Annotated in this window: 14 protein-coding genes; 5 read left to right on the top strand and 9 right to left on the bottom strand. The window is 70.8% G+C overall.

Going from position 1 to position 19,748, the window contains the following annotated elements; translation table 11 throughout:
- The first annotated feature begins 227 nt into the window (after positions 1–227).
- Positions 228–2,345, top strand: a complete 2,118-nt coding sequence (locus BMY89_RS02915) for a cellulase family glycosylhydrolase (protein WP_092374338.1) — start codon at positions 228–230, stop codon at positions 2,343–2,345.
- Between the two features lie 65 nt (positions 2,346–2,410).
- Positions 2,411–2,791 carry a YccF domain-containing protein gene (locus BMY89_RS02910; RefSeq protein WP_092374335.1) on the top strand — a complete coding sequence of 127 codons (381 nt, stop codon included), beginning with the start codon at positions 2,411–2,413 and terminating at the stop codon, positions 2,789–2,791.
- A 183-nt stretch (positions 2,792–2,974) separates the two neighbouring features.
- On the opposite strand, the gene BMY89_RS02905 is transcribed toward BMY89_RS02910, so the two are convergent.
- The 7 genes from BMY89_RS02905 to BMY89_RS02875 form a co-directional block, all read right to left on the bottom strand.
- The gene (locus tag BMY89_RS02905; RefSeq protein ID WP_092374332.1) at positions 2,975–3,598 is read right to left on the bottom strand and encodes a vitamin K epoxide reductase family protein; all 624 of its coding nucleotides are present in this window, start codon (positions 3,596–3,598) and stop codon (positions 2,975–2,977) included.
- Positions 3,595–4,257 (bottom strand): DsbA family protein, encoded by a 663-nt coding sequence (locus BMY89_RS02900; protein ID WP_092374328.1) that lies wholly within the window; start codon positions 4,255–4,257, stop codon positions 3,595–3,597. Before BMY89_RS02900 ends, BMY89_RS02905 begins: the two co-directional genes overlap by 4 nt.
- Positions 4,258–4,352: 95 nt before the next feature.
- Positions 4,353–5,267, bottom strand: coding sequence for a cation diffusion facilitator family transporter (locus BMY89_RS02895; protein WP_092374325.1), 915 nt, complete (start codon positions 5,265–5,267; stop codon positions 4,353–4,355).
- 143 nt (positions 5,268–5,410) lie between these two features.
- Positions 5,411–5,731, bottom strand: coding sequence for a DMT family transporter (locus BMY89_RS02890; protein ID WP_092374322.1), 321 nt, complete (start codon positions 5,729–5,731; stop codon positions 5,411–5,413).
- 89 nt (positions 5,732–5,820) lie between these two features.
- Positions 5,821–7,197, bottom strand: a complete 1,377-nt coding sequence (locus BMY89_RS02885; RefSeq protein WP_175510268.1) for an FAD-dependent oxidoreductase — start codon at positions 7,195–7,197, stop codon at positions 5,821–5,823.
- Between the two features lie 178 nt (positions 7,198–7,375).
- Entirely contained in the window at positions 7,376–8,272 is an 897-nt protein-coding gene (locus BMY89_RS02880; RefSeq protein WP_092374319.1) for a bile acid:sodium symporter family protein, read from the bottom strand.
- 70 nt (positions 8,273–8,342) lie between these two features.
- Positions 8,343–9,410, bottom strand: coding sequence for a DUF2855 family protein (locus tag BMY89_RS02875; protein WP_092374316.1), 1,068 nt, complete (start codon positions 9,408–9,410; stop codon positions 8,343–8,345).
- A gap of 146 nt (positions 9,411–9,556) precedes the next feature.
- Here BMY89_RS02875 and BMY89_RS02870 point away from each other — a divergent pair, with 146 nt between their 5' ends.
- Together BMY89_RS02870 and BMY89_RS02865 are read left to right on the top strand one after the other, a co-directional pair.
- A complete protein-coding gene (locus BMY89_RS02870) occupies positions 9,557–10,153 on the top strand; it encodes a SigE family RNA polymerase sigma factor (protein WP_307818742.1) in 597 nt (198 codons plus the stop codon).
- Positions 10,143–11,498 (top strand): hypothetical protein, encoded by a 1,356-nt coding sequence (locus BMY89_RS02865; RefSeq protein WP_092374310.1) that lies wholly within the window; start codon positions 10,143–10,145, stop codon positions 11,496–11,498. The genes BMY89_RS02870 and BMY89_RS02865 overlap by 11 nt, the downstream gene beginning before the upstream one ends.
- A gap of 57 nt (positions 11,499–11,555) precedes the next feature.
- Here BMY89_RS02865 and BMY89_RS02860 read toward each other — a convergent pair whose 3' ends face one another.
- Together BMY89_RS02860 and BMY89_RS02855 are read right to left on the bottom strand one after the other, a co-directional pair.
- Complete coding sequence (locus BMY89_RS02860; RefSeq protein WP_092374307.1) at positions 11,556–12,026, bottom strand: SRPBCC family protein; 471 nt, start codon at positions 12,024–12,026, stop codon at positions 11,556–11,558.
- Positions 12,027–12,083: 57 nt separating this feature from the next.
- A complete protein-coding gene (locus BMY89_RS02855; protein WP_092374304.1) occupies positions 12,084–17,546 on the bottom strand; it encodes an ATP-binding protein in 5,463 nt (1,820 codons plus the stop codon).
- Between the two features lie 806 nt (positions 17,547–18,352).
- On the opposite strand from BMY89_RS02855, the gene BMY89_RS02845 reads away from it, so the two are divergent.
- Positions 18,353–19,738, top strand: coding sequence for a DEAD/DEAH box helicase (locus BMY89_RS02845; RefSeq protein ID WP_092374298.1), 1,386 nt, complete (start codon positions 18,353–18,355; stop codon positions 19,736–19,738).
- The last annotated feature ends 10 nt before the right edge of the window (positions 19,739–19,748 follow it).

Genomic DNA, 19,748 nt, shown 5'->3' with positions numbered 1-19,748 from the left:
CGGCTCTCATTCGCTGCCGACCTACCCGGTGTCACCGACGCATCCGCCGAGCCAACGGCTGGGGCTGCCGCACCTGGCGCGACCTGCACCGAAGCACTTCATATCGCGGTACGTCGATTGACAAAGTTCATGATCCCAACTTATGGTGCGAGCCGGCCGGTCGTTTCCGGTGGTCCGGCGACACCCGGCCAGCCACCCGTCGACACCATCACCACACGAGGAGCGTCATGGCCGGGCTGAGGGGCACACTACGCAGGACACGCTGGCGATTCGGCCTGGTGGCCAGCGGCATCGCGGCACTGCTGGCCGGGGTCGGCCTGGTCAACGCCGGCGCCGCCCAGGCGGCTGCCGGTTGCCGGGTGGTGTACTCCGCCCCCAGCCAGTGGCAGGGTGGGTTCACCGCCAACGTGGCCGTCACCAACCTCGGCGACCCGCTCAACGGCTGGCGGCTGACCTGGACGTTCCCCTCCGGCCAGCGGGTGACCCAGGCGTGGAACGCCACGGTCACCTCGGCCGGCAACGACGTCACCGCCGCCAACGTCAGCTACAACGCCGCCCTGGGCACCAACCAGACGGTGTCGTTCGGCTTCAACGGGTCGTGGTCCGGCAGCAACACCGCTCCGACCACCTTCGCCCTCAACGGGGTCACCTGCACCGGCAGCGTCGGCCCCACCACACCGCCGCCGACGACCACACCGCCACCGACCACCCCGCCACCGACCACGCCGCCGCCCACGAGCCCGCCGCCGGTCGGCGATCCGATGGCCTACGTGGCGGCCATGCAGCCCGGCTGGAACCTCGGCAACACCTTCGACGCAATCGGCGCCGACGAGACCGCATGGGGCAACCCCCGCGTCACCCAGGCACAGCTGGACGCCGTCCGGGCGCAGGGCTTCAACAGCATCCGGATCCCGGTCACCTGGAGCAACCACCACGGGCCCGCGCCGTCGTACACCATCGACGCCGCCTGGCTGAACCGCGTCAAGGAGGTGGTCGGTTGGGCGCTGGAGGACGGCTTCTACGTGATGATCAATATTCACCACGACTCGTGGCAGTGGATCCACGAGATGCCGACGAACCGGACCACCGTCCTGAACCGCTACAACGCGCTCTGGACCCAGATCGCCGCCGCGTTCCGGGACGCCTCGCCGAAGCTGCATTTCGAGAGCGTCAACGAGCCGCAGTTCGCCAACAGCTCCGGCGACGCCCAGAATGCGCAACTGCTCAACGAGCTGAACGTCAACTTCCACCGCATCGTGCGGGCCTCCGGCGGTAACAACGCCACCCGGATGCTGGTCCTGCCGACCCTGCACACCTCCTCCGACCAGGCCCGCATCGACGAGCTGACCGCCACCTTCAGCCAGCTCGGCGACCGCAACCTGATCGCCACCGTGCACTTCTACGGATACTGGCCGTTCAGCGTCAACGTCGCCGGCGGCACCCGGTTCGACGCCGCAACCCAGCAGGACCTCACCGACGCGTTCGACCGGGTGCACAACGCCTTCGTCGCCCGGGGCATCCCGGTAGTCATCGGCGAGTACGGGCTGCTCGGCTTCGACCGGCACACCGGCACCATCCAGCAGGGCGAGAAGCTCAAGTTCTTCGAGTTCTTCGGCCACTACGCCCGCACCAAGCGACTCACCACCCAGCTCTGGGACAACGGCCAGCACTTCAACCGGACCACCTTCCAGTGGCGGGACGCGGAGCTGTTCGCGCAGATCAGGTCGAGCTGGACGACCCGTTCCGGCACCGCCTCCGCCGACCAGGTGTACGTCCCGCGTACCGGTGCGATCACCGCCAAGTCGCTGACCCTGAACCTGAACGGCACCACCTTCTCCGGGCTGCGCCAGGGCAGCACCGAACTGGTCCGGGGCACCGACTACACCATCTCCGGCAGCCAGCTCACCATCACCGCCAGCGCACTGACCCGGCTGGTCGGCAGCCGGGCGTACGGCGTCAACGCCACCCTGCACGCGCGGTTCTCCGGCGGTGTCCCCTGGCGGATCGACGTGATCACCTACGACACCCCGGTGCTGTCCAACGCGACCGGATCGACCGGCTCGTTCGCCATCCCGACCCAGTTCCGGGGCGACCAGCTCGCCACCATGGAGGCGAGGTACGCCGACGGCAGCAACGCCGGCCCGCACGACTGGACGTCGTTCAAGGAGTTCGACGTCACGTTCGCACCCGACTACACCGGCAACCGCATCACGTTGACCGACACCTTCTTCGGTGAGGTACGCGACGGTGCTCAGGTCACCCTCACCTTCCACTTCTGGAGCGGTGCGCAGGTGACCTACCGCGTCACGAAGTCCGGCAGCAACGTCACCGGCGTCACCGGCTGATGCGCCCCGCGTGCCACCGGTCGCCCGCGCGGTGGCCGGTGGCACGCGGCGGTCATCATGGATTCATGATCCGATTCGTGCTGAACGTGCTCTGGCTCATCTTCGGAGGCGGGCTGGTACTGGCGATCGGCTACGGCATCGCCGCCCTGATCTGCTTCGTACTCGTTGTCACCATCCCGTTCGGCGTCGCCTCGCTGCGCCTGGCGTCGTACTCGCTGTGGCCCTTCGGCCGCACCCTGGTGCCCAAGCCGGGCGTCGGTGTGGCCTCGGGCATCGCCAACGTCATCTGGGTGGTCCTGGCCGGTTGGTGGCTGGCCCTGACCCACATCGTCGCCGGCGTCAGCCTCTGCCTCACCATCATCGGGATCCCGTTCGGCGTGGCCAACTTCAAGCTCGTCCCGGCCGCGATCTGGCCGCTGGGCCAGGAGGTCGTCCCCGCGCCGTAGGCCACCGCCGCCCGGCGGCCCGCGCTCGACCGGCGCGGGTCGCCTCACACGGTCGGCCCGCCGCCCCGGCACCCGTTGACCGCACGCCGAGGCGATACAGGTGGTCGGCAGTGATGTCACAGGGACATGTTCACTTCTGTGTGACATCACGCGCTCCGGGACATCTGGTTCCCAGGGGCCCCGTCAGAGCAGGCTGGACCAGTAGTCCCAGAAGCGGACCAGGATGGCCAGCAGGATCACCGCGTACCAGGCGACGAGGACGAAGCTGTGGTAACTCGCGAGCCCGGCCAGGCGCGCCAGCGGAGACGACGGCGGAAGCTGCCGCAGGTTGCGCAGGGTGGTGTAGAGGAAGATCGCGATGGTGACGACCCAGACCACCATGCAGTACGGGCACAACGCGGAGATGACGTACAGGCTCTGGTAGACGAGCCAGTGCACGAAGATCACGCCGAAGGTGGCGCCGGCCTGCAGGCCGAGCCAGAACCAGCCCGGCAGACGTACTCCGGCGAGCAGGACGACGCCGATGGTGGTGACCACGGCGAAGCCGGCGATGCCGATCAGCGGGTTGGGAAAGCCGAAGGCGGCGGCCTGTGGGGTGGTCATCACCGAGCCGCAGGACAGGATCGGATTGATGCTGCACGACGGCACATAGTCGGGGTTGCCGAGCAGATTGATCTTCTCGACGGTGAGGGTGGCCGCAGCGAGCAGGCCGATGCCGCCACCGAGGGTCAGCACCCAGGCGGTGATCCGGGCGAGGAATCCCGTGTCCGGCGAGACATCCGGACGACTGTCGACCGCGGCGCTCATCCGGCGAGGGCGGCGTCGATGGCGGCGGCGAGGTCCTGCTGGCTGCGCGCCTGCGTCAGCTGGCGGCCGTTGAGGAAGAACGTCGGGGTGCCCCGCACACCGACGGACTCGCCGTCGGCGGAGTCCTGGGCCACCCGGGCCGCGGTGGCCGGGTCGTCGAGATCGCGCTGGAACCGGTCGAGGTCCAGGCCGAGCGTCCGGGCGTAGTCGAGGAACACCTCCGTCTGCGGCGTGCGCTGATGCCCCCAGGTGTCCTGGTTCTCGAAGAGCAGGGCGTACATCTCGGCGAACCGGTCCTGGTTCGCGGCGGCCTGGGCGGCGCGGGCGGCCAGCTCCGCGTTGGGGTGGCTAGGGATCGGAAAGTACCGCACGACGAAGGTGATCCGGTCCTGGTAGGTGGCGAGGATGTCCTTCACCGCCGGGTACGCGGCGGCGCAGGATTCGCACTCGAAGTCGAGAAATTCCACCAGGGTGACCCGGCCGTCGGCGGCGGTGCTGAGCCGGTGGCTGTCGGCGCGGACCAGCACGGCCGGGTCGACGACCTCGCCGGAGTCACCGACGGCGCGCGGTGCGCTGTTCCGGTGCACGGTCAGCACGCCGAGCGTGGCGAGGATCATCACCAGGATCGTCGCCATGGTCAGTCGGGTGTTCCTCGTCATGCGAGTGTCAACCTCCGGTGCGGGGACGACCAATGTTGTACCGGCTGGCTGTCAGGTGCCTGGGAATGCGCTGAGGAAAACGTGCGACCGGAATGTCACCAGTGGGCACCGTGACACACGCCTTCGGCGCCCTCGGGCTCCACCTGAAGTGTGGCGTGCTCGATCTCGAAGCGCTCGTGCAGCAGCTGCCGGGCGGCGGTCAGCACCCGGGCGAGGTCCGCTCCGGCGTCCAGGGCCAGGTGGGCCGAGGCGACCTCCATGCCCGAGGTCAGCGTCCAGACGTGCAGATCGTGCACCTCGGCCACCCCGTCGACGGCGTACAGCCCGGCGCGGACCGCGGCGACGTCCACGTGCGGCGGCGCGGCCTGCACGAGGACCCGCACGGCGGCGCGGCCCAGCCGGTAGGTACGGGGCAGGATGAACAGGCCCACCGCCACCGCCATGATCGGGTCGGCGTACCACCAGTCGGTCACCGCGATCACTCCGGCCGCGATGATCACCCCGACCGAGCTGAGCAGGTCACCGAGGACCTCCAGGTACGCGCCACGCACGTTGAGGCTCTCCTGCGCGCCCGAGCGCAGCAGCAGGAACGCCACCACGTTCGCGACCAGCCCGGCCACCGCCACCGCCAGCATCGGTCCGGCCATGACTTCGGTCGGCTCGTTGAGCCGGCGTACCGCCTCCACCAGCACGTAGAGGGCCACCCCGAACAGCAGCACCGCGTTGGCCAGCGCCGCGAGGACCTCCATCCGGTACAGGCCGAAGGTGCGTTGGCCGTCCCGGGAGGCCCGGCTCGCCGCGGTGATCGCGGCGAGCGCCATCCCGATGCCGAGCACGTCGCTGAACATGTGCCCGGCGTCCGAGAGCAGGGCCAGAGAGCCGGTCAGCCACGCACCGACGGCCTCGACCAGCATGAAGACGGCCAGCAGGGCGAAGGCCGCCCACAACCGTCCCCGGTGCTTCTCCCCCGCGCGCATCACCTGCTGCCCATGATCGTGACCAGCACCCACCCCGCACCCCTCCCGGTTCCACCGCCACGAGGAATATATGCTGACATTGCAATGAGTGCAATCATACAGGTGCGGCAGCAGGTCCATCGGCGGCGGCCACCTACGCAGCGCCGACGACGACGTGGGGCGGACTCGGTCTCGACTCAGTGGGCGCTGTCGAGGTTGAGCAGCACGACGCCGGCGATGACGATGCCGACGCCGAGGACCTTGGTGACGGTCAGCGGCTCACCGAGGAAGGCGGCCCCGATCGCGACGATGGCGGCCGTGCCGAGCCCGGACCACATGGCGTACGCGATGCCGACCTGGATGCCCTTGACCGCCTGGGCCAGCAGCGCGAAGGCCGTCAGGTAGGACACGACCAGCCCGAGCGTCGGCCAGAGCCGGGTGAAACCCTGTGTCGCCTTGAGCAGGCTGGTGCCGGTGACCTCGGCCGCGATGGCAAGCAGAAGGAAGACGTACGCCACTGGAGCCTCTCTCGGTTACGCCGGTTAACCCTCGTTCGGTCACGCCGGCAGGCGCCACGACCGTACCCGCATCGCCGTGCGGCGACCGGTCAGCGGGCGCGCCAGTTCGCCCGCAGAGCACCCAGGATCACCCTCGGACTGGCCAGCGAACGCGGATGCTCCTGCATGGAGACGACCTCGTTGAACCGGCGGGCGGTCGCCACGTCCGTGATGGTCGCCGTGACGATCTGCTGGCTGACCCAACTGGAGAGCCGGTAGCCGCGCGGGTAGGGCCCGTCGACGTGCGGCAGCGCGAGGTCGGCGGAGGTCGACATCGACCAGGCGACGTCCACCACGACCTTCTGCAGGGCGAAGAACTCCCGCGCGGGTATGCCCAGATCCGGGCCGGGTCGAAGATAGCTCGACAGGCAGGCCGCGTGCAGCGCCGCCGCGGTGATCCCCTGCCCGTACACCGGGTTGAACGAGGCGACCGCGTCACCGACGCTGACCAGACCGGCCGGGAGCCGGGTCAGCGCCTGGAAGTCCCGTCGCCGGCTGTCGGCGTGGCGGTAGGTCTGCACGTCACCGAGCATCTCGCTGTCGGCGACCTCAGCGAAGTCCGGGGGAAACTGCTCCCGCAGCCGGCGGACGAAGTCCTCGGCGGTGCGGCCGGGACGGTTGTCCCCGTACCCGGCCATCATGGCCATCCACCGGCCGTCCTCGATGGCGAAGAACGCGGCACCGGCCACGTCCGACGACACGCGCGGGCTGTTCAGGGCCAGCACCACCGCGTGCTCCGGGTGCGCCTCGCGGCGGCGGAACAGGGCGGTCGCGTAGTTCAGGTTCACCGTCATCCGCCGCATGGCCGGCCGTTCCCAACCGGCCTCCTCCAGCCACTCGGACAGCCGGCTCGACCGGCCCATCGCGTCCACCACCAGGTCGGCGTGCTCGACGCCGGCCGCGCCGCCGACGTCGTAGCGGACGCCGGTGGTGGCGGCGCCGTCGAAGACCAGCCCGGTGGCCCGGGCGGTGATCGTCTTGACGTTGGGCAACCGCAGCACCTGCTGACGGATAAGTGACTCCAGCAGGGGTCGGCTGCCCGCCAGGCTGTCCGCGTCGCCCGGCACGACCACCTTCAGCCGGCCGTCGAGGTAGTTCCGCCGGGCGGGGGGCGGGGCCTCGACCGCCCCCCGGGCCAGGGCCTCTTCCCGGAACCCGGGGAAGAGGCGTTCGAGCTGGAGGAAGCCGCCGGGCAGCAGCGCGTGCAGCTGAGTCCCCTGTGGGACGCCGGGACGGCCACCGGTGCCGTGCAGATCGTCGCGGTCGATCACCACGACGCTCTCCGCGTGGTCGGACAACACCCGCGCGGCCAGCATCCCGGCGACGCTGCCGCCGACAACCACCGCCTTGTCCATGACCGGAAAAGCCTGATCGGGGGGTCGCACCGCGTTCAGCGCGGCGAAGACCCGAGCCGGATGCAGGGACATCGTGCTCTCCAAAGGGTACGAGGGTGGCGCCTTTCCGCCTGGCCGCCGTGGCGACGCACAGCTGGACAGGCGGAGCCGGGCAGTCGGCATGACGCTCAACGATCGTTACACAGCAAGGGAACGAAGTTCGCCCGCTCGGCCGGTCGTCACGGCGGGGGCGAGTGGCCCCCGCCGCGACTCACGTCGTGGCGGCCTCGTCCCGGGCGGCCGCCGACCGGGTATCGACCCGGTTGACCAGATAGCCGAAGGCCGCCGCGGTGAAGAACATGACGATGCCGTAGACGGCACCGGGGATCGCCATCTGGGCGTTGTTGAGCAGGGCCGGGCTGAGCGCGATCGTGATCGCCAGGGTGCTGTTGTGGATGCCGATCTCGAACCCGGCCGCCTTCGCGGCGCTTCGTTCGACCCCGGCCAGCCGCGGCACGCCGTACCCGATGCCGAGGCTCAGCAGGTTGAACGCCAGCACGGCCAGGCCGACGGAGACGAAGTAGTCGGCGATGTTGTCGCGTTCGCCGAGCACCGCGCCGGCGATCACCGCGATGAGCACGACGACGGAGAGGACCCGGACCGGACGGTTCAGGCGCTCGGCGACGTGGGCTGCCCGGGCGCGGACCAGCATGCCGATGGCAACCGGGATGAGCACGATGGCGAAGACCTGCAGCACCTTGTCGAACTGCAGGCCGAGGCTGTTCGCGTCGCCCAGGAAGTGCGCCGCCGCCAGGTTGACCACGATCGGCAGGGTGAACACGGCCAGCACCGAGTTGATGGCGGTCAGGGTGATGTTCAGGGCCACGTGCCCGCCGAAGAGGTGGCTGTAGAGGTTGGCCGTGGTGCCGCCCGGCGACGCGGCCAGCAGCATCATCCCGACCGCCAACTCCGGCGGCAGGTCGAAGGCGAGCACCAGGCCGAAACAGAGCGCCGGCAGCAGCAGCACCTGGCACCCCAGCGCGATGACGGCGGCCTTCGGGTGTCGGGCCACCCGGCGGAAATCGTCGACGGTCAGGCCGAGACCCAGACCGAGCATGATGATGCCGAGGGCGATGGGCAGTCCGATCAAGGTCAGGGCAGAGTCCATGACACGACATCGTTACCATCCGGTAACGGACTCACAATCCTCCATGCGGCCGGGGTAGCTAATCCTGCGCTCACAACTGGACGACGTGCCCCCGGCGGGGCGGCGTACGGCCGGCGAGGACCTCACGCCAGGCGTGTTTCAGGGCGGCCGGTCCGGCACCGACCTGGACGTCGAGCCAACCGTCCGCCACCTCGGCGAACCGCCGCCAGGCGTCGGCGAACCGCTGGTCGAGGCCCGCACGACCCCAGTCCAGGCGACGCTTTCGCAGCTGCACCGGGGCGAAGAACACCTCCTCGGCGGCGTCGGCGTTCGGGATCTGACTGGTGAGTCCGACCGCGATGTCCCGTACCAGTCGGTCGCCCAGGTGCCGCCGCAGGGCGGCCCGGGTCGCGGGGGCCCCGGACAGGTCGAGGTACGCGGTCGGCACCTGGTCGAGGGCGCCGATCTCGTCGTACGCCAGCACGTCGTCGTAGCAACCGAGCGAGCGGGTGAACGCGAGGTTGGCGCTCGAGGTGAGCCCGACCAGGCGTGGACCCCGGCCGTGCAGTTCGAACGCCGCGGCGTACGCGGTCTTGCTGGACGCCGACGAGAACACCAGCGACGCCGCGCCGTGGAAGTCGTTGTCGACGACCTGGTCGGCCAGCATGAACGAGGTGAAGAACAGCGGCCGGAACAGGATCAGCAGATCCTCCTGGTCGGCCCGGTACGCCGGATCGCCGGTGGTCGACCGGTAGACGTTGTACGGCGAGGGCAGCCCGACCCGGTGCTCGCTCGCGTCCCGGAAGCCGGCGGCGTCGATCCGTTCCGGCCGCACCACCAGGTGCCCCGCCGACGGGAGGTAGCCGTAGACCCGCTGCCCCGCCTCGACCTGCGCGACCGTCGACGCGACGACCTCGGCGAAGCCCCACAGCGGCGGAAGCCCCCACTGCGCCTCCAGCCCGCGTACGCCGGGCGGGAAGAACTCCCAGTACCGCATCGCCTCACCGAGGACGGCATAGGTGACGTTGTTGGCGGTGAGGCCGACGCGGTCCACCCGCAGCAGCGCCTCGCCTTCGGACAACTCGGGGGTGTCGCCCGCCACGAGCGTGGTGCGGCTCAGCTCGTCACGGGCCACGGCGAAGCTCCAGGAAGCAGGCATGCTGTGACGCTAGGCGGAGTCGGGGCACCGAAACAAGATACACTGCAAGTGCAAAATCCCACTCCTCGCCGTCACCGCACAACCTTTCCTGACGGTCCGGGGTCTTCCTGTCATGAACGATGCCCAGGCGGGGCTGGAGGGCGCAGGTGACCGATGACGGCTTCCGCGAGTTCGTCGAGGTCCGGTACGCGGACCTGATCCGGACCGCGTACCTGCTCACCGGGTCCCGGCACGCGGCCGAGGATCTGGTGCAGATCGCGCTGATGCGGGCGATGGGCCGGTGGCGGCAAATGGACGAACCGATGGCGTACGTCCGCCGGATCATGGTGAACGAGCGGACCAGGCTGTGGCGACGGTTCGGTTCCCGGGAGCTCCTCGCCGGTGTCACCGGTTCCTGGCGGTCTCCGGCCGAGCCGGGCCGGGACCTGGCCGACGATGTCGTGGCCCGCGACGAGGTGCTCGCCGCGCTGCATCGCCTGCCGCCCCGGATGCGCGCGGTACTGGTGCTGCGTTACTGGGAGGACCTCTCCGAGGCCCAGGTCGCCGACGCACTCGGATGCTCGGTCGGCACGGTGAAGAGTCAGTCCTCGCGGGCACTCGCCCGGCTACGGGCGGCACTGCCGGCAGCACCGCTCCGCCCGATGACGCCGGAACGACAGGCACCGTCACGGGACGTCGGAGAACGATCGCTGGCCGAGGTGCCGGACGCGTCGAGAAGGAGAGACCCGAGCGATGGCCGATGAGATCAGGCAGGCGCTGGCCCGGCTCGCCGAACCGGTGGTGCCGCAACCCGACCCGTACCAGCGGTTGCTACGTCGCGTGCGGCGACGCCGGCGGCGACAGACTGCGGCAACGGGTGTGGCCGCCCTGGTGCTGGCCGCGGTGACCATACCGCCTGTGGGTGTGCTGGGCCTGCTGAGGACCGACGAGCCCACGCTGGCCACGGCGGCGTACCAGCCGGCGAGTCCGATCGACGATCCGATGGTGCGGCGGCTGCTCGACTCGCCCACCCGCGGCAACCTGGCCGGCGACACGGCGCTTATCGCCACCATCGAACGGGAGTACCGGGCCGCCCGCGCCGAACTCCTTGTCGATCCGTCGTTGGGCGACGTGCGGGTACTGTTCGCCCACGACGCCCCAGGTGCCCGCGTGGTGGTGGTGGCCTACCTGGACGACTCGCACGCACTGATTCGCCAGAGCACCGGCCCGGAGGGTGCTTCCGTGCCGGAGTTGCTCGGCCAGACCGGGACGCCGGACGAACCGCAGGAGTTGACTCCGTACCTCTTTTTCGGACGGTACTCCCGGGTTGACGGGGACCAGCCCGACGGTCTCGCGGTCGGTCTGGCACCGGCCGGTTGCCGCGTGGAGACCTCGAACGACGGTCGGCTCCAGCCGGACGGATCCGTCGTCAGATCCTGGCAGCTGGAGCCCAACGACGGTTTCGTGGTGCAGGCGGGTATGCCGGGCGGACGGTGGCAGTTCACCTGCGACGGGATCGTGCGGTACGCGGGTCCGGCCCGGATCGCCCTACGGACGAACCTGCCGATCGCCTCGGCTACACGGCCCGACCTCAGCGTTTCCGCCGTCCGCGAACTGCGCGACATGCTCTACGGCGACGGACTCACCGGCTCGACGCCCCAGGTGCTCTGGACCGGTCGGTTGCCCGCCAGGGTTGCCGACGCGCCGGCAGCCGTCCTGGTGAGGTCCTGCTCGGCCGATGGTGGCTGCGCCGCACTACTCAAGGCCGACGCCCGCGCGCTTGCCGGACCGGAGTCAGCGGTTCTGACCTTTGACCGCACCGGTATCGGTAGCGCCGACCTTGTCGCCGTGCCGTTGGCGGGCCAGACTGCCGGTGTGCTGGTGGCCGGGCCGGAGTCGGCGACGCGCGCCGAGCTGATCGACGCGCGGGGGTCTACGGTGACCGACGGACCGCTCACCGGCGGGATCGGGTTCTTCGAGGTCGACAGTCGCACGATCGCCGGGGTGCGGGTCCTCGACAGTGCGGACCAGCCGTTGCTCACCGCTGCCACGCCGCACCTCACCGCCGACAGCTACGAGTTCGCTGAACCGACGGTCTGGGCCTGGTGACAAGCCGCCCCCGGTACCCTTCAGGTTCGGGGGCGTCGACGGTGGGGCCGGATGCGGCTACGCCGCCATGCGACGGGTCAGCTCGGCCGCCCGGTACGCCGCGACCTGGCGGGCCTGACCGGCCACGAAACGCCGCAGGGGTGCCGGTGCGTGGGCGGTGACCCGTTCGTCGACCCGGGTGCCCTCCGGCATCGGGGTCAGCTCGACCACCGCGCGCAGGGTCACCCAACCCGGGCTGCGCACCTCGCTGACCAGCGGGCCGTGTGGTGGCGTCGAGACCATGCGTACCCGGATGCGGTTGTCCCACCGCAACGGCCCGACCAGCCGGAACCGTTCGACGGCGACGTAGTCGGTGACCCCGCGCCCCTCGGCGTCGTGGCCGGTCCGCACGTCGTCGACCGCCACGATCAAGGGCGACAATCCGATGTAGCTGCGCGGATCGGTCAGATGCTGGTACACCGCCTCAGGTGGGGCCGCGACGGTGCAGCTCGTTTCGAAGGTGATCGGCGGGTTCCGGTCCTCGGGCACGGCTCATCGTGGCACGCCGCCGGCAGGACCGCGTCCCGCCGACGGCGTGCCCACCACTCAGGACGGCGAGACCGCCCGCTCAAGGCCACGCTCGACGGCGGCGATGAGCTGTGGACGCAGCTCCTGCGGGCGGATGATGGCGTCCACCGAGCCGACCTCGACCGCGCGCTGGATGCTGTGCACGCCGTCGAACTCGGTGGCCACCTCGCCCAACTTCTCCGTCCGGACCGCGGCCCGCACCTCCATCAGCTGCGTGACCAGCGCCGCCCGCTGCCCGTCGGCGGCCGCCGCGACCCGCGCCTCCAGGTCGAGCACGCGCGGATCCTTGGCGGTACGCGCGTTGACGTCGCCGGCGAACACCACCGCCGCCGCGGGTGCCCCACCGATGACGGACGCGAACGAGCCCTCCACGGCGAGGACCGTCATGTTCGGGTTGAGCGCCTTGGAGAAGACCACGAACGCGCCGCCGTGATACCGCGAGATCACGCAGAAGACGATCGGTCCGGTGAAGTTCACGATCGCCCGGCCGATCTCGGCGCCGTACTCCAACTGCAACTGGCGCATCGACTCCGGTGAACCGTCGAAGCCGGACAGGTTCGCCAGCACCACCAGCGGCCGGTTTCCGCTGGCCGCGTTGATCGCCCGCGCCGCCTTCTTCGACGATCGGGGGAACAGCGTGCCCGCGGTGTAGGTGTCCGGACCGTCGGTGGGCGGGAAACCGCGTCGCGGCACCGACCGGGACTCGATGCCGAGCAGGCATACGGGGATGCCCCCGAGGTGTACGTCCTGCACGACGGCGGTCTCGGCGTCGGCCATGCCGGCCCAGCGTTCCAGGACGGCGTGGTCCTGGTCGGCCAGGGCGCGCATCAGCGTACGGATGTCGAAGGCCTTCTTCCGGTCGGGGTTGCGCTCCCGGGAGAAGATCTCGCCGACGGTGGTGAAGTCGCTGTCCGGCACCGCGTGCGGGTAGTCGGAGATGTCGCGGTCGACCGGGTCGGCGGTGACCGCCCGGCGCGGCCCGGTCTCCCCCGGCGCGATGTAGGTGTGCTCGTGGTGCGCCATCAGCACCTGGTGGGCGGCGCGCAGGTCCGGGGCCCAGTACTGGGCCTGACCGTTGGGGCCCATCACCCGGTCGTAGCCGCCGATGCCGAAGTTGTCCTCGGCCGACACCCCGCCGGAGAAGTCCAGCGACTGCTTGCCGGTCAGCACCATCGCCGACTCCGGGGTCATCACCAGGATGCCCTTGGTGTGCATGAGCATCGTGGCTTCGGCGTTCCAGTACGGCTGGGCACCCACGGTGATCCCGGCGACCACGATGTTGATCTCACCGCCGGCCTGGGTGAACTCGACGATCCGCTTGAGTGCGGCAGCCACCCAGTCCATATTCTCGGTGCCCGAACTCATCGAGATCCGCGCCCCGGCCGACAGGGCGAACCAGTCCAGGGGTACCCGCATCCGCTCGGCCAGGTCGAGCGCGGCGATCACCCGTGCGCACTCCGCCTCGGCCAGCGCGCCTAGCGCCTTCGTCGGGTCGCCGAGCAGCACCACCCGGGTGACCCCTTCGGGATAGCGCTCGGTCGGCGTGCTGACCACACCGGCGACGATGCCGGCCCGGTTACGCCCCCTCGGCCGCTGCACCGGGGTCAGCTCGCCGGCGTCGTCCAGGTCGTGCTCGGTGAAGCTGCCCCGCCGGCCGGCCAGCATCTCGGTCAGCTCGTACGGGTACGTCGTACCGCGCCGACGCGCGGCGAGCACCTTCTGCCGGTAGTCGTCCAACGGTTGGATCAGCTCGGCCGTCGGCTCGGTCACCGACACCCGCATACCCTCGTCGTAGGAGATCTGCACCGCGATGTCGGTCAGCTCGCCGGTGGTCACGTCTCGTTGACGACCGAGGAACAGCACCTCCTCCAGGCCCGCGCCGGCCGTGATCGGCAGCACGCGCTGGGCGACGGTGTTCAGGTCCTCGATGCTCAGGTCGTTGGGTGGCCAGACGAAGATGGTGATCCGGTTGGTGTCGAACCGCTTCTTCGCCGGCCGACGCGACTGGACCTTACGGATCGCGTCGAGGCAGGCGTCCAGCGCGCCCTCTACCGCGGGCAGCGCGAGGATCCGGCCATCGGTGTCGCGCAGCGGGGTGAGGTCGCGGACCTGGGCCATCGCCGCCAGCCGCTCGTCGGCCGGATTGCCCGGGGCGACACAGTGGAAGAGGTAGACCTCCTCGTCGGCCGACGGCAGCCGGGTCAGGTCGAAGTTGCGCAGTCGGGGCAGTTGCAGGCGCTGGGCGATCAGCGGATGCAGTCCCCGGATGACCCGGTCCTCGCCCAGCTCCGGCCGGAAGGTGAAGTGGTGGTGCATCTCGGCGCCGTTGCGTCCGGCCACCGAGATCGTCACCCGGGCCAGCACGTCCAGCAGGCCGGCCTGGTCGAGGATGTCCCGCAGGGTCGCGGCCATCGCGTTCACGTCGGGCTGGTCGGTCCAGGTCAGGTACACGTCGGCCACGGATTCCGCAGTGACCAGCCCGGCCACCTTCGCCAGGGTCGCGGGCAGTTCGGCGAAGTCGGTGGCCGCCGCGACCAGACGGAAGTGTTCGCCGTCGCGGTCGTACTCCGCGGTGAAGAACGACTGCCCCGCCACCTCGACCGCTCTGGCGTCGCTCGCGCCGCGGTTGCCGTAGTAACGCCGGCTGAGCACCTCCAGCATCGGGCCGTGGTCGGCGCCGGTCCGGCCGATGCGCTGGGCGAGCAACCGCACCAGTGGCTCCGGTGAGGCGACCATCTTCGCGATCCGGTCGGCGCGGTCGGCCACGTCGGGGTTGCGGTCGAGATAGCGGAGGTTGCTGCGGACCTCCGCGTACACCTCGGCGCGCTTGCGGCGCAGCATCGGCTGGGCGGCCCACCGGAACACGACGCTGCGGGCCAGGTCGCCGACCACCGGGAAACGGAGCTGGGTGGCGAAGATCAGGTGCTCCAGCGCCTGACCGACCGGCTCGCGCAGCCCCTCGCTGGGCGGCGGCTCGGTCAGCCAGCGCTGCAGGAACGTCACGATCACCTTGACGTCGGCCGAGGCCCGCTGCTGCGCGAGGAAGATCCGGAACACGGCGTCTTCCAGCTCCGCAGTGCGCTCGAAGTCGTCGACGCCGTAGTGGGCGAGTACCCGGGCCAACCGGTGGCGGAAGGTGTCCGGCAGCGCGGCCCGATCGACGTCGAGGCATTGCAGGTAGGTGTGGAAGTACTCGCGCGGGCTGTGTACCCGGGTGTCCGCCCGACCCTCCTCACCGGCCGGCCGGTTGCGGCTGAGCTCGGACAGGTCCGCGAAGACCTGCAGCAGCTCCACCTCCTGCTCGAGCGGGCGGTGGAGCAGTTCGGCCCGGGCGGCCAGGTAGGTGGACAGGGCCCGGCGCTCGTCGCGGGGATCCAGGTCGTAGCCGAGCAGCAGGCTGCGCAGGTCGGTGATGCCGCGCGCGACCCGGTCCCCGGCGGAGCGGCCGGTCGGCTCGGGCGGCAACTCCAGGTCGACGGCCGCCGACTCGGTGGCCTCGCCCGCGACGTCGTCGCCGATCGGTTCCAGGCGCAGCAGCGGCGCACCGGTCTCCACCTGGCTGCCGACGGAGACCAGGCACTCGCGCACCTTCGCCTTGAACGGCGCGCGCAGCACGGTCTCCATCTTCATGCTCTCCAGCACGAGCACCGGCGCACCCGGCTCGACCTCGTCGCCCGCCGCCACCGGGGTGGCGACGACCAGCGCGGGCGACATGGAACGCAGTACGCCGCCCTCGTCGCGGCTGACGCGGTGCGTCACGCCGTCCACCTCGACCAGGTGGATCGGCCCGTGGGTGTCGGTGACGAGCCGGAAACGGCGGCCGTTGACCAGGATCCGCCCGCTGTGCTCGTCGAACCGTTCCAGCTCGGCGTCGACGGCGGCGGCCTCGCCGATGCCGACGCGGAAGCGGTGCGGCCCGGTCTGCGCGACGCTCACCCGGTAGGTCGCGCCGCGCAGCTTGAGGTCGATCGGCCGGCCGCTGACGTGCTGGACCTGCGGACGGCCGCCGTGCGCGGTGGAGAGCAGGCGCTGCCGCTCGACGTGCGCCTCGTCCTCGTACGCCTCGATCGCGGCGGCGGCCAGCGCGATGCCGGAGTGTCTGGTGGAGACCAGGCGGCCCTGCGCCCGGACCCGGTCGATCCAGCCGGTGTCGGCGCTGGCGTCGATCACCTCGGGCTGGTCGAGCAGGTCGAGCAGGAAGCTCTTGTTGCTGGCGCCGCCCTGGATGATCACGGTGGTCTCGGCGACCGCGCGACGCAGCCGGCCGAGCGCCTCCTCGCGGCTGCGACCGTAAGCGATGATCTTGGCGATCATCGAGTCGAAGTCGGCCGGGATGACGTCGCCCTCGCTGACCCCGGTGTCCACCCGGACTCCCGGGCCGCTGGGCAGCACCAGGCGGACGATCCGGCCGGGCGAGGGCGCGAAGTCGCGGTCCGGGTCCTCGGCGTTGAGCCGCGCCTCGACGGCGTGCCCGGCCTCGGACGGGATCCGGTCACCGAGGCGGCCTCCGGCGGCCACCTGGAGCTGGGCCTTGACCAGGTCGAAGTCGGTGGTGGCCTCGGTGATCGGGTGCTCGACCTGCAGCCGGGTGTTGACCTCAAGAAAGGCGAACAGCCGCTCACCGGGGTGGTACAGGAACTCCACGGTGCCCGCGCCGCAGTACTCCACGGCCAGCGCCAGCCGCTCGGCCGCCGCCTTCAACTCGCGGGTCTGCTCCGGGGAGAGCACGGGCGAGGCGGACTCCTCGATGACCTTCTGGTTGCGCCGCTGCACCGAGCAGTCCCGTACTCCCAGCGCCCACGCGGTGCCCTGACCGTCGGCGATCACCTGCACCTCGACGTGCCGCGCACCGGTGACCAGGCGTTCCAGGAAGACCACCCCGCTGCCGAAGGCACGCTCGGCCTCCAGGCTGGTGCGGTCGTACGCCTCGGCGAGTTCGGTGTCGCTGCGGACGACCCGGATGCCCCGGCCGCCACCGCCCGCGGTCGCCTTGAGCATCAGCGGGTAACCGATCTCGGCCGCCGCCCGCTGGGCCTCGGCCAGGCTCCGCACCGCGCCACGGCTCCACGGCGCCACCGGGACGCCGACCTCCTCGGCGATCAGCTTCGCACCGATCTTGTCGCCGAGTTTGCGCATCGCCTCGGCGCTCGGGCCGATGAAGGTCACGCCGTTCTTCTCACAGAGTTCGGCGAAGGCCGGGTCCTCGGCCACGAACCCCCAGCCCACCCAGGCCGCGTCCGCGCCGGTCTCGAGGAGCGCCCGTTCGAGGACCCGGTGGTCCAGGTACGGCCGCGCGGACGCGGGACCGAGGCAGTAGCTGTGGTCCGCCTCCCGGACGAAGGTGGCACCGCGCTCCGCGTCGGTGTAGAGCGCGATGGTCTCGATCGGTGGGGCACTGGTCTCGGCGTTGAGTTCGCGAACAGCGTGGATCAGCCGCATGGCGGCCTCACCTCGGTTGACGATGGCGATGCGGCTGAACACCGAGCAGCCCCTCCAGAGGTTGGTTCCCAGGCACCGGACGCCCTCGGGCGGGGCCCCGCTCACACAACCTTCTTCCCTACCGGCCGGTAGGGAAGACGTGGGAACTGCCACCTTCGGACAACGAAAACTGTGGGAAACCTCCAAATCGCGGTGCGCCGACGCGTGGCCGTTGCTCAGGTCACTACCGGTGAGCCGTACGGCCATCCGCCCCGAGGGGTCCGTACCGGCTTGAGACCTTCTTGCAACCGGCCGCGGCCCGGTGATCCGCTGCAGCCCGGGTGACCAGGCCAAACGGGTCACCGCAGCCGTGCTCAAAACGCTGAGATGACGATCCCGCACCCGGTGTCGCGCTACATCTGCGAAGATCCCCAAGATCGCCCACGTTTCCCTCTCGCACCTGGTGTTATACGGTCGGAGGGTGAGAATCGAGCGCCACTGGTGGAACGGCGACCACACTGTACGTGGCCGTCGCGATGTGTACATCCGCACTGACGGTGAGTTGTGGGAAGTCGAGGCCAGGGCCGGCGGCGGAGCCGGCCGGTCGAAGATCCACCCGTGTCCCGGGCGGAAGTCGGCGGAGATCCTGGCCAGCGCGTGGATGGGCGGACAGAGCCGGTGGCGGGTCGTGGCGCCGTCCTGACCGGCACCGAGGGACGCGGCGCTCACCGGCCGTCGGCAGGCGGCGGGTTCAGGTAGACTTGCGGCGCGGCCCCCTGATGGCGGGCCGGGTTCGATGTCCCAGACCACGCGCCGCGGCCGAAACGGTCAGCGCCGGGCGGGGCGCTTCTTCGACGTTCGGAGCCTTCATGGCGGCACGCCGCCCGCAACAGACCACCCCAGCCAGTTCCCCGTCCTTCGCCGACCTCGGTGTGCCCGACGCGCTCACCCGCGTCCTGGCCTCCACCGGGGTGGACCGGCCGTTCCCGATCCAGGCCGCCACGCTGCCTGACGCGCTCGCCGGGCGAGACGTGCTCGGCCGGGGCCGCACCGGTTCCGGCAAGACCTACGCCTTCGTGCTGGCGGTGCTGACCCGCCTGGCCGCCAGCACCACCACCCGACGGGCCGGGCGCCCCCGGGCGCTGATCCTCGCGCCCACCCGGGAACTGGCCACCCAGATCGACAGCGTGATGGCCCCGCTGGCGAAGGCGCTGTCGCTGACCACGATGACCGTCTTCGGCGGTGTCGGCGCCCGCCCCCAGATCACCCGGCTGCGCGCCGGTGTCGACGTGCTGGTGGCCTGCCCCGGACGACTCGCCGACCACGTCGACGCCGGCCACGCCCACCTGGACGCCGTCGAGATCACCGTGCTCGACGAGGCCGACCACATGGCCGATCTCGGTTTCCTGCCGACCGTCCGGCGGCTGCTGGACCAGACCCCGCGCGGCGGGCAGCGCCTGCTCTTCTCCGCCACCCTCGACTCCGGCGTCGACGTCCTCGTGCGGCGGTTCCTCACCGACCCGGTCGTGCACAGCGTCGACTCGACGCTGTCGCCGGTCGCCAAGATGACGCACCACGTGCTGCACGTGCAGGCCGAGGACCGGTTCGCAGTGCTGGTCGACCTGACCGCCGCGCCGGGCCGGACCGTGGTGTTCACCCGCACCAAGCGGGGCGCGAAGACACTCACCCGCCGGCTGGTGGCGGCCGGGGTGACCGCCGTGGAACTGCACGGCAACCTGGCCCAGGCCGCCCGCGCCCGGAACCTCAAGGCGTTCTCCGAGGGCGAGGTGCGCACGCTCGTCGCCACCGACATCGCCGCCCGGGGCATCCACATCGACGACGTGGCTCTCGTCGTGCACGCCGACCCGCCGGTGGAGCACAAGGCCTACCTGCACCGCTCGGGCCGTACCGCCCGGGCCGGCGCTGCCGGGACCGTCGTCACGCTGATGACCGACACACAGGCCCCCGAGGTACGCGAACTGACCCGCAAGGCGGGCATCGCCGCGACCACCACCCGGCTGCGGCCGGGCGACGCTCTGCTGCACAAACTCGCCCCCGGGGAACGGGCGCTGGTTCCGCAGCCGCCGACGACGCCGCAGCCCAGCACGACCCGGCACGAGGTGTCCCCCTCGACCGGGAGCCGGGGGCGACGCGGCGGCAAGCCCTCGCCGACCGCCTCGACGCGATCCGTGCCGGCCCGATCCGCGGCATCCTTCTCCGCCCGTGCCCGCCCGGGCGCTCGCGGCAGCCGCTGAGCGTAGCTTC

This window comes from Micromonospora phaseoli, assembly GCF_900109115.1.
In the GTDB taxonomy this organism is placed as follows: Bacteria; Actinomycetota; Actinomycetes; order Mycobacteriales; family Micromonosporaceae; genus Micromonospora; species Micromonospora phaseoli.
The sequence above is the reverse complement of the archived record's forward strand: the minus strand, read 5'-3'. Positions and strand labels throughout refer to the sequence as shown.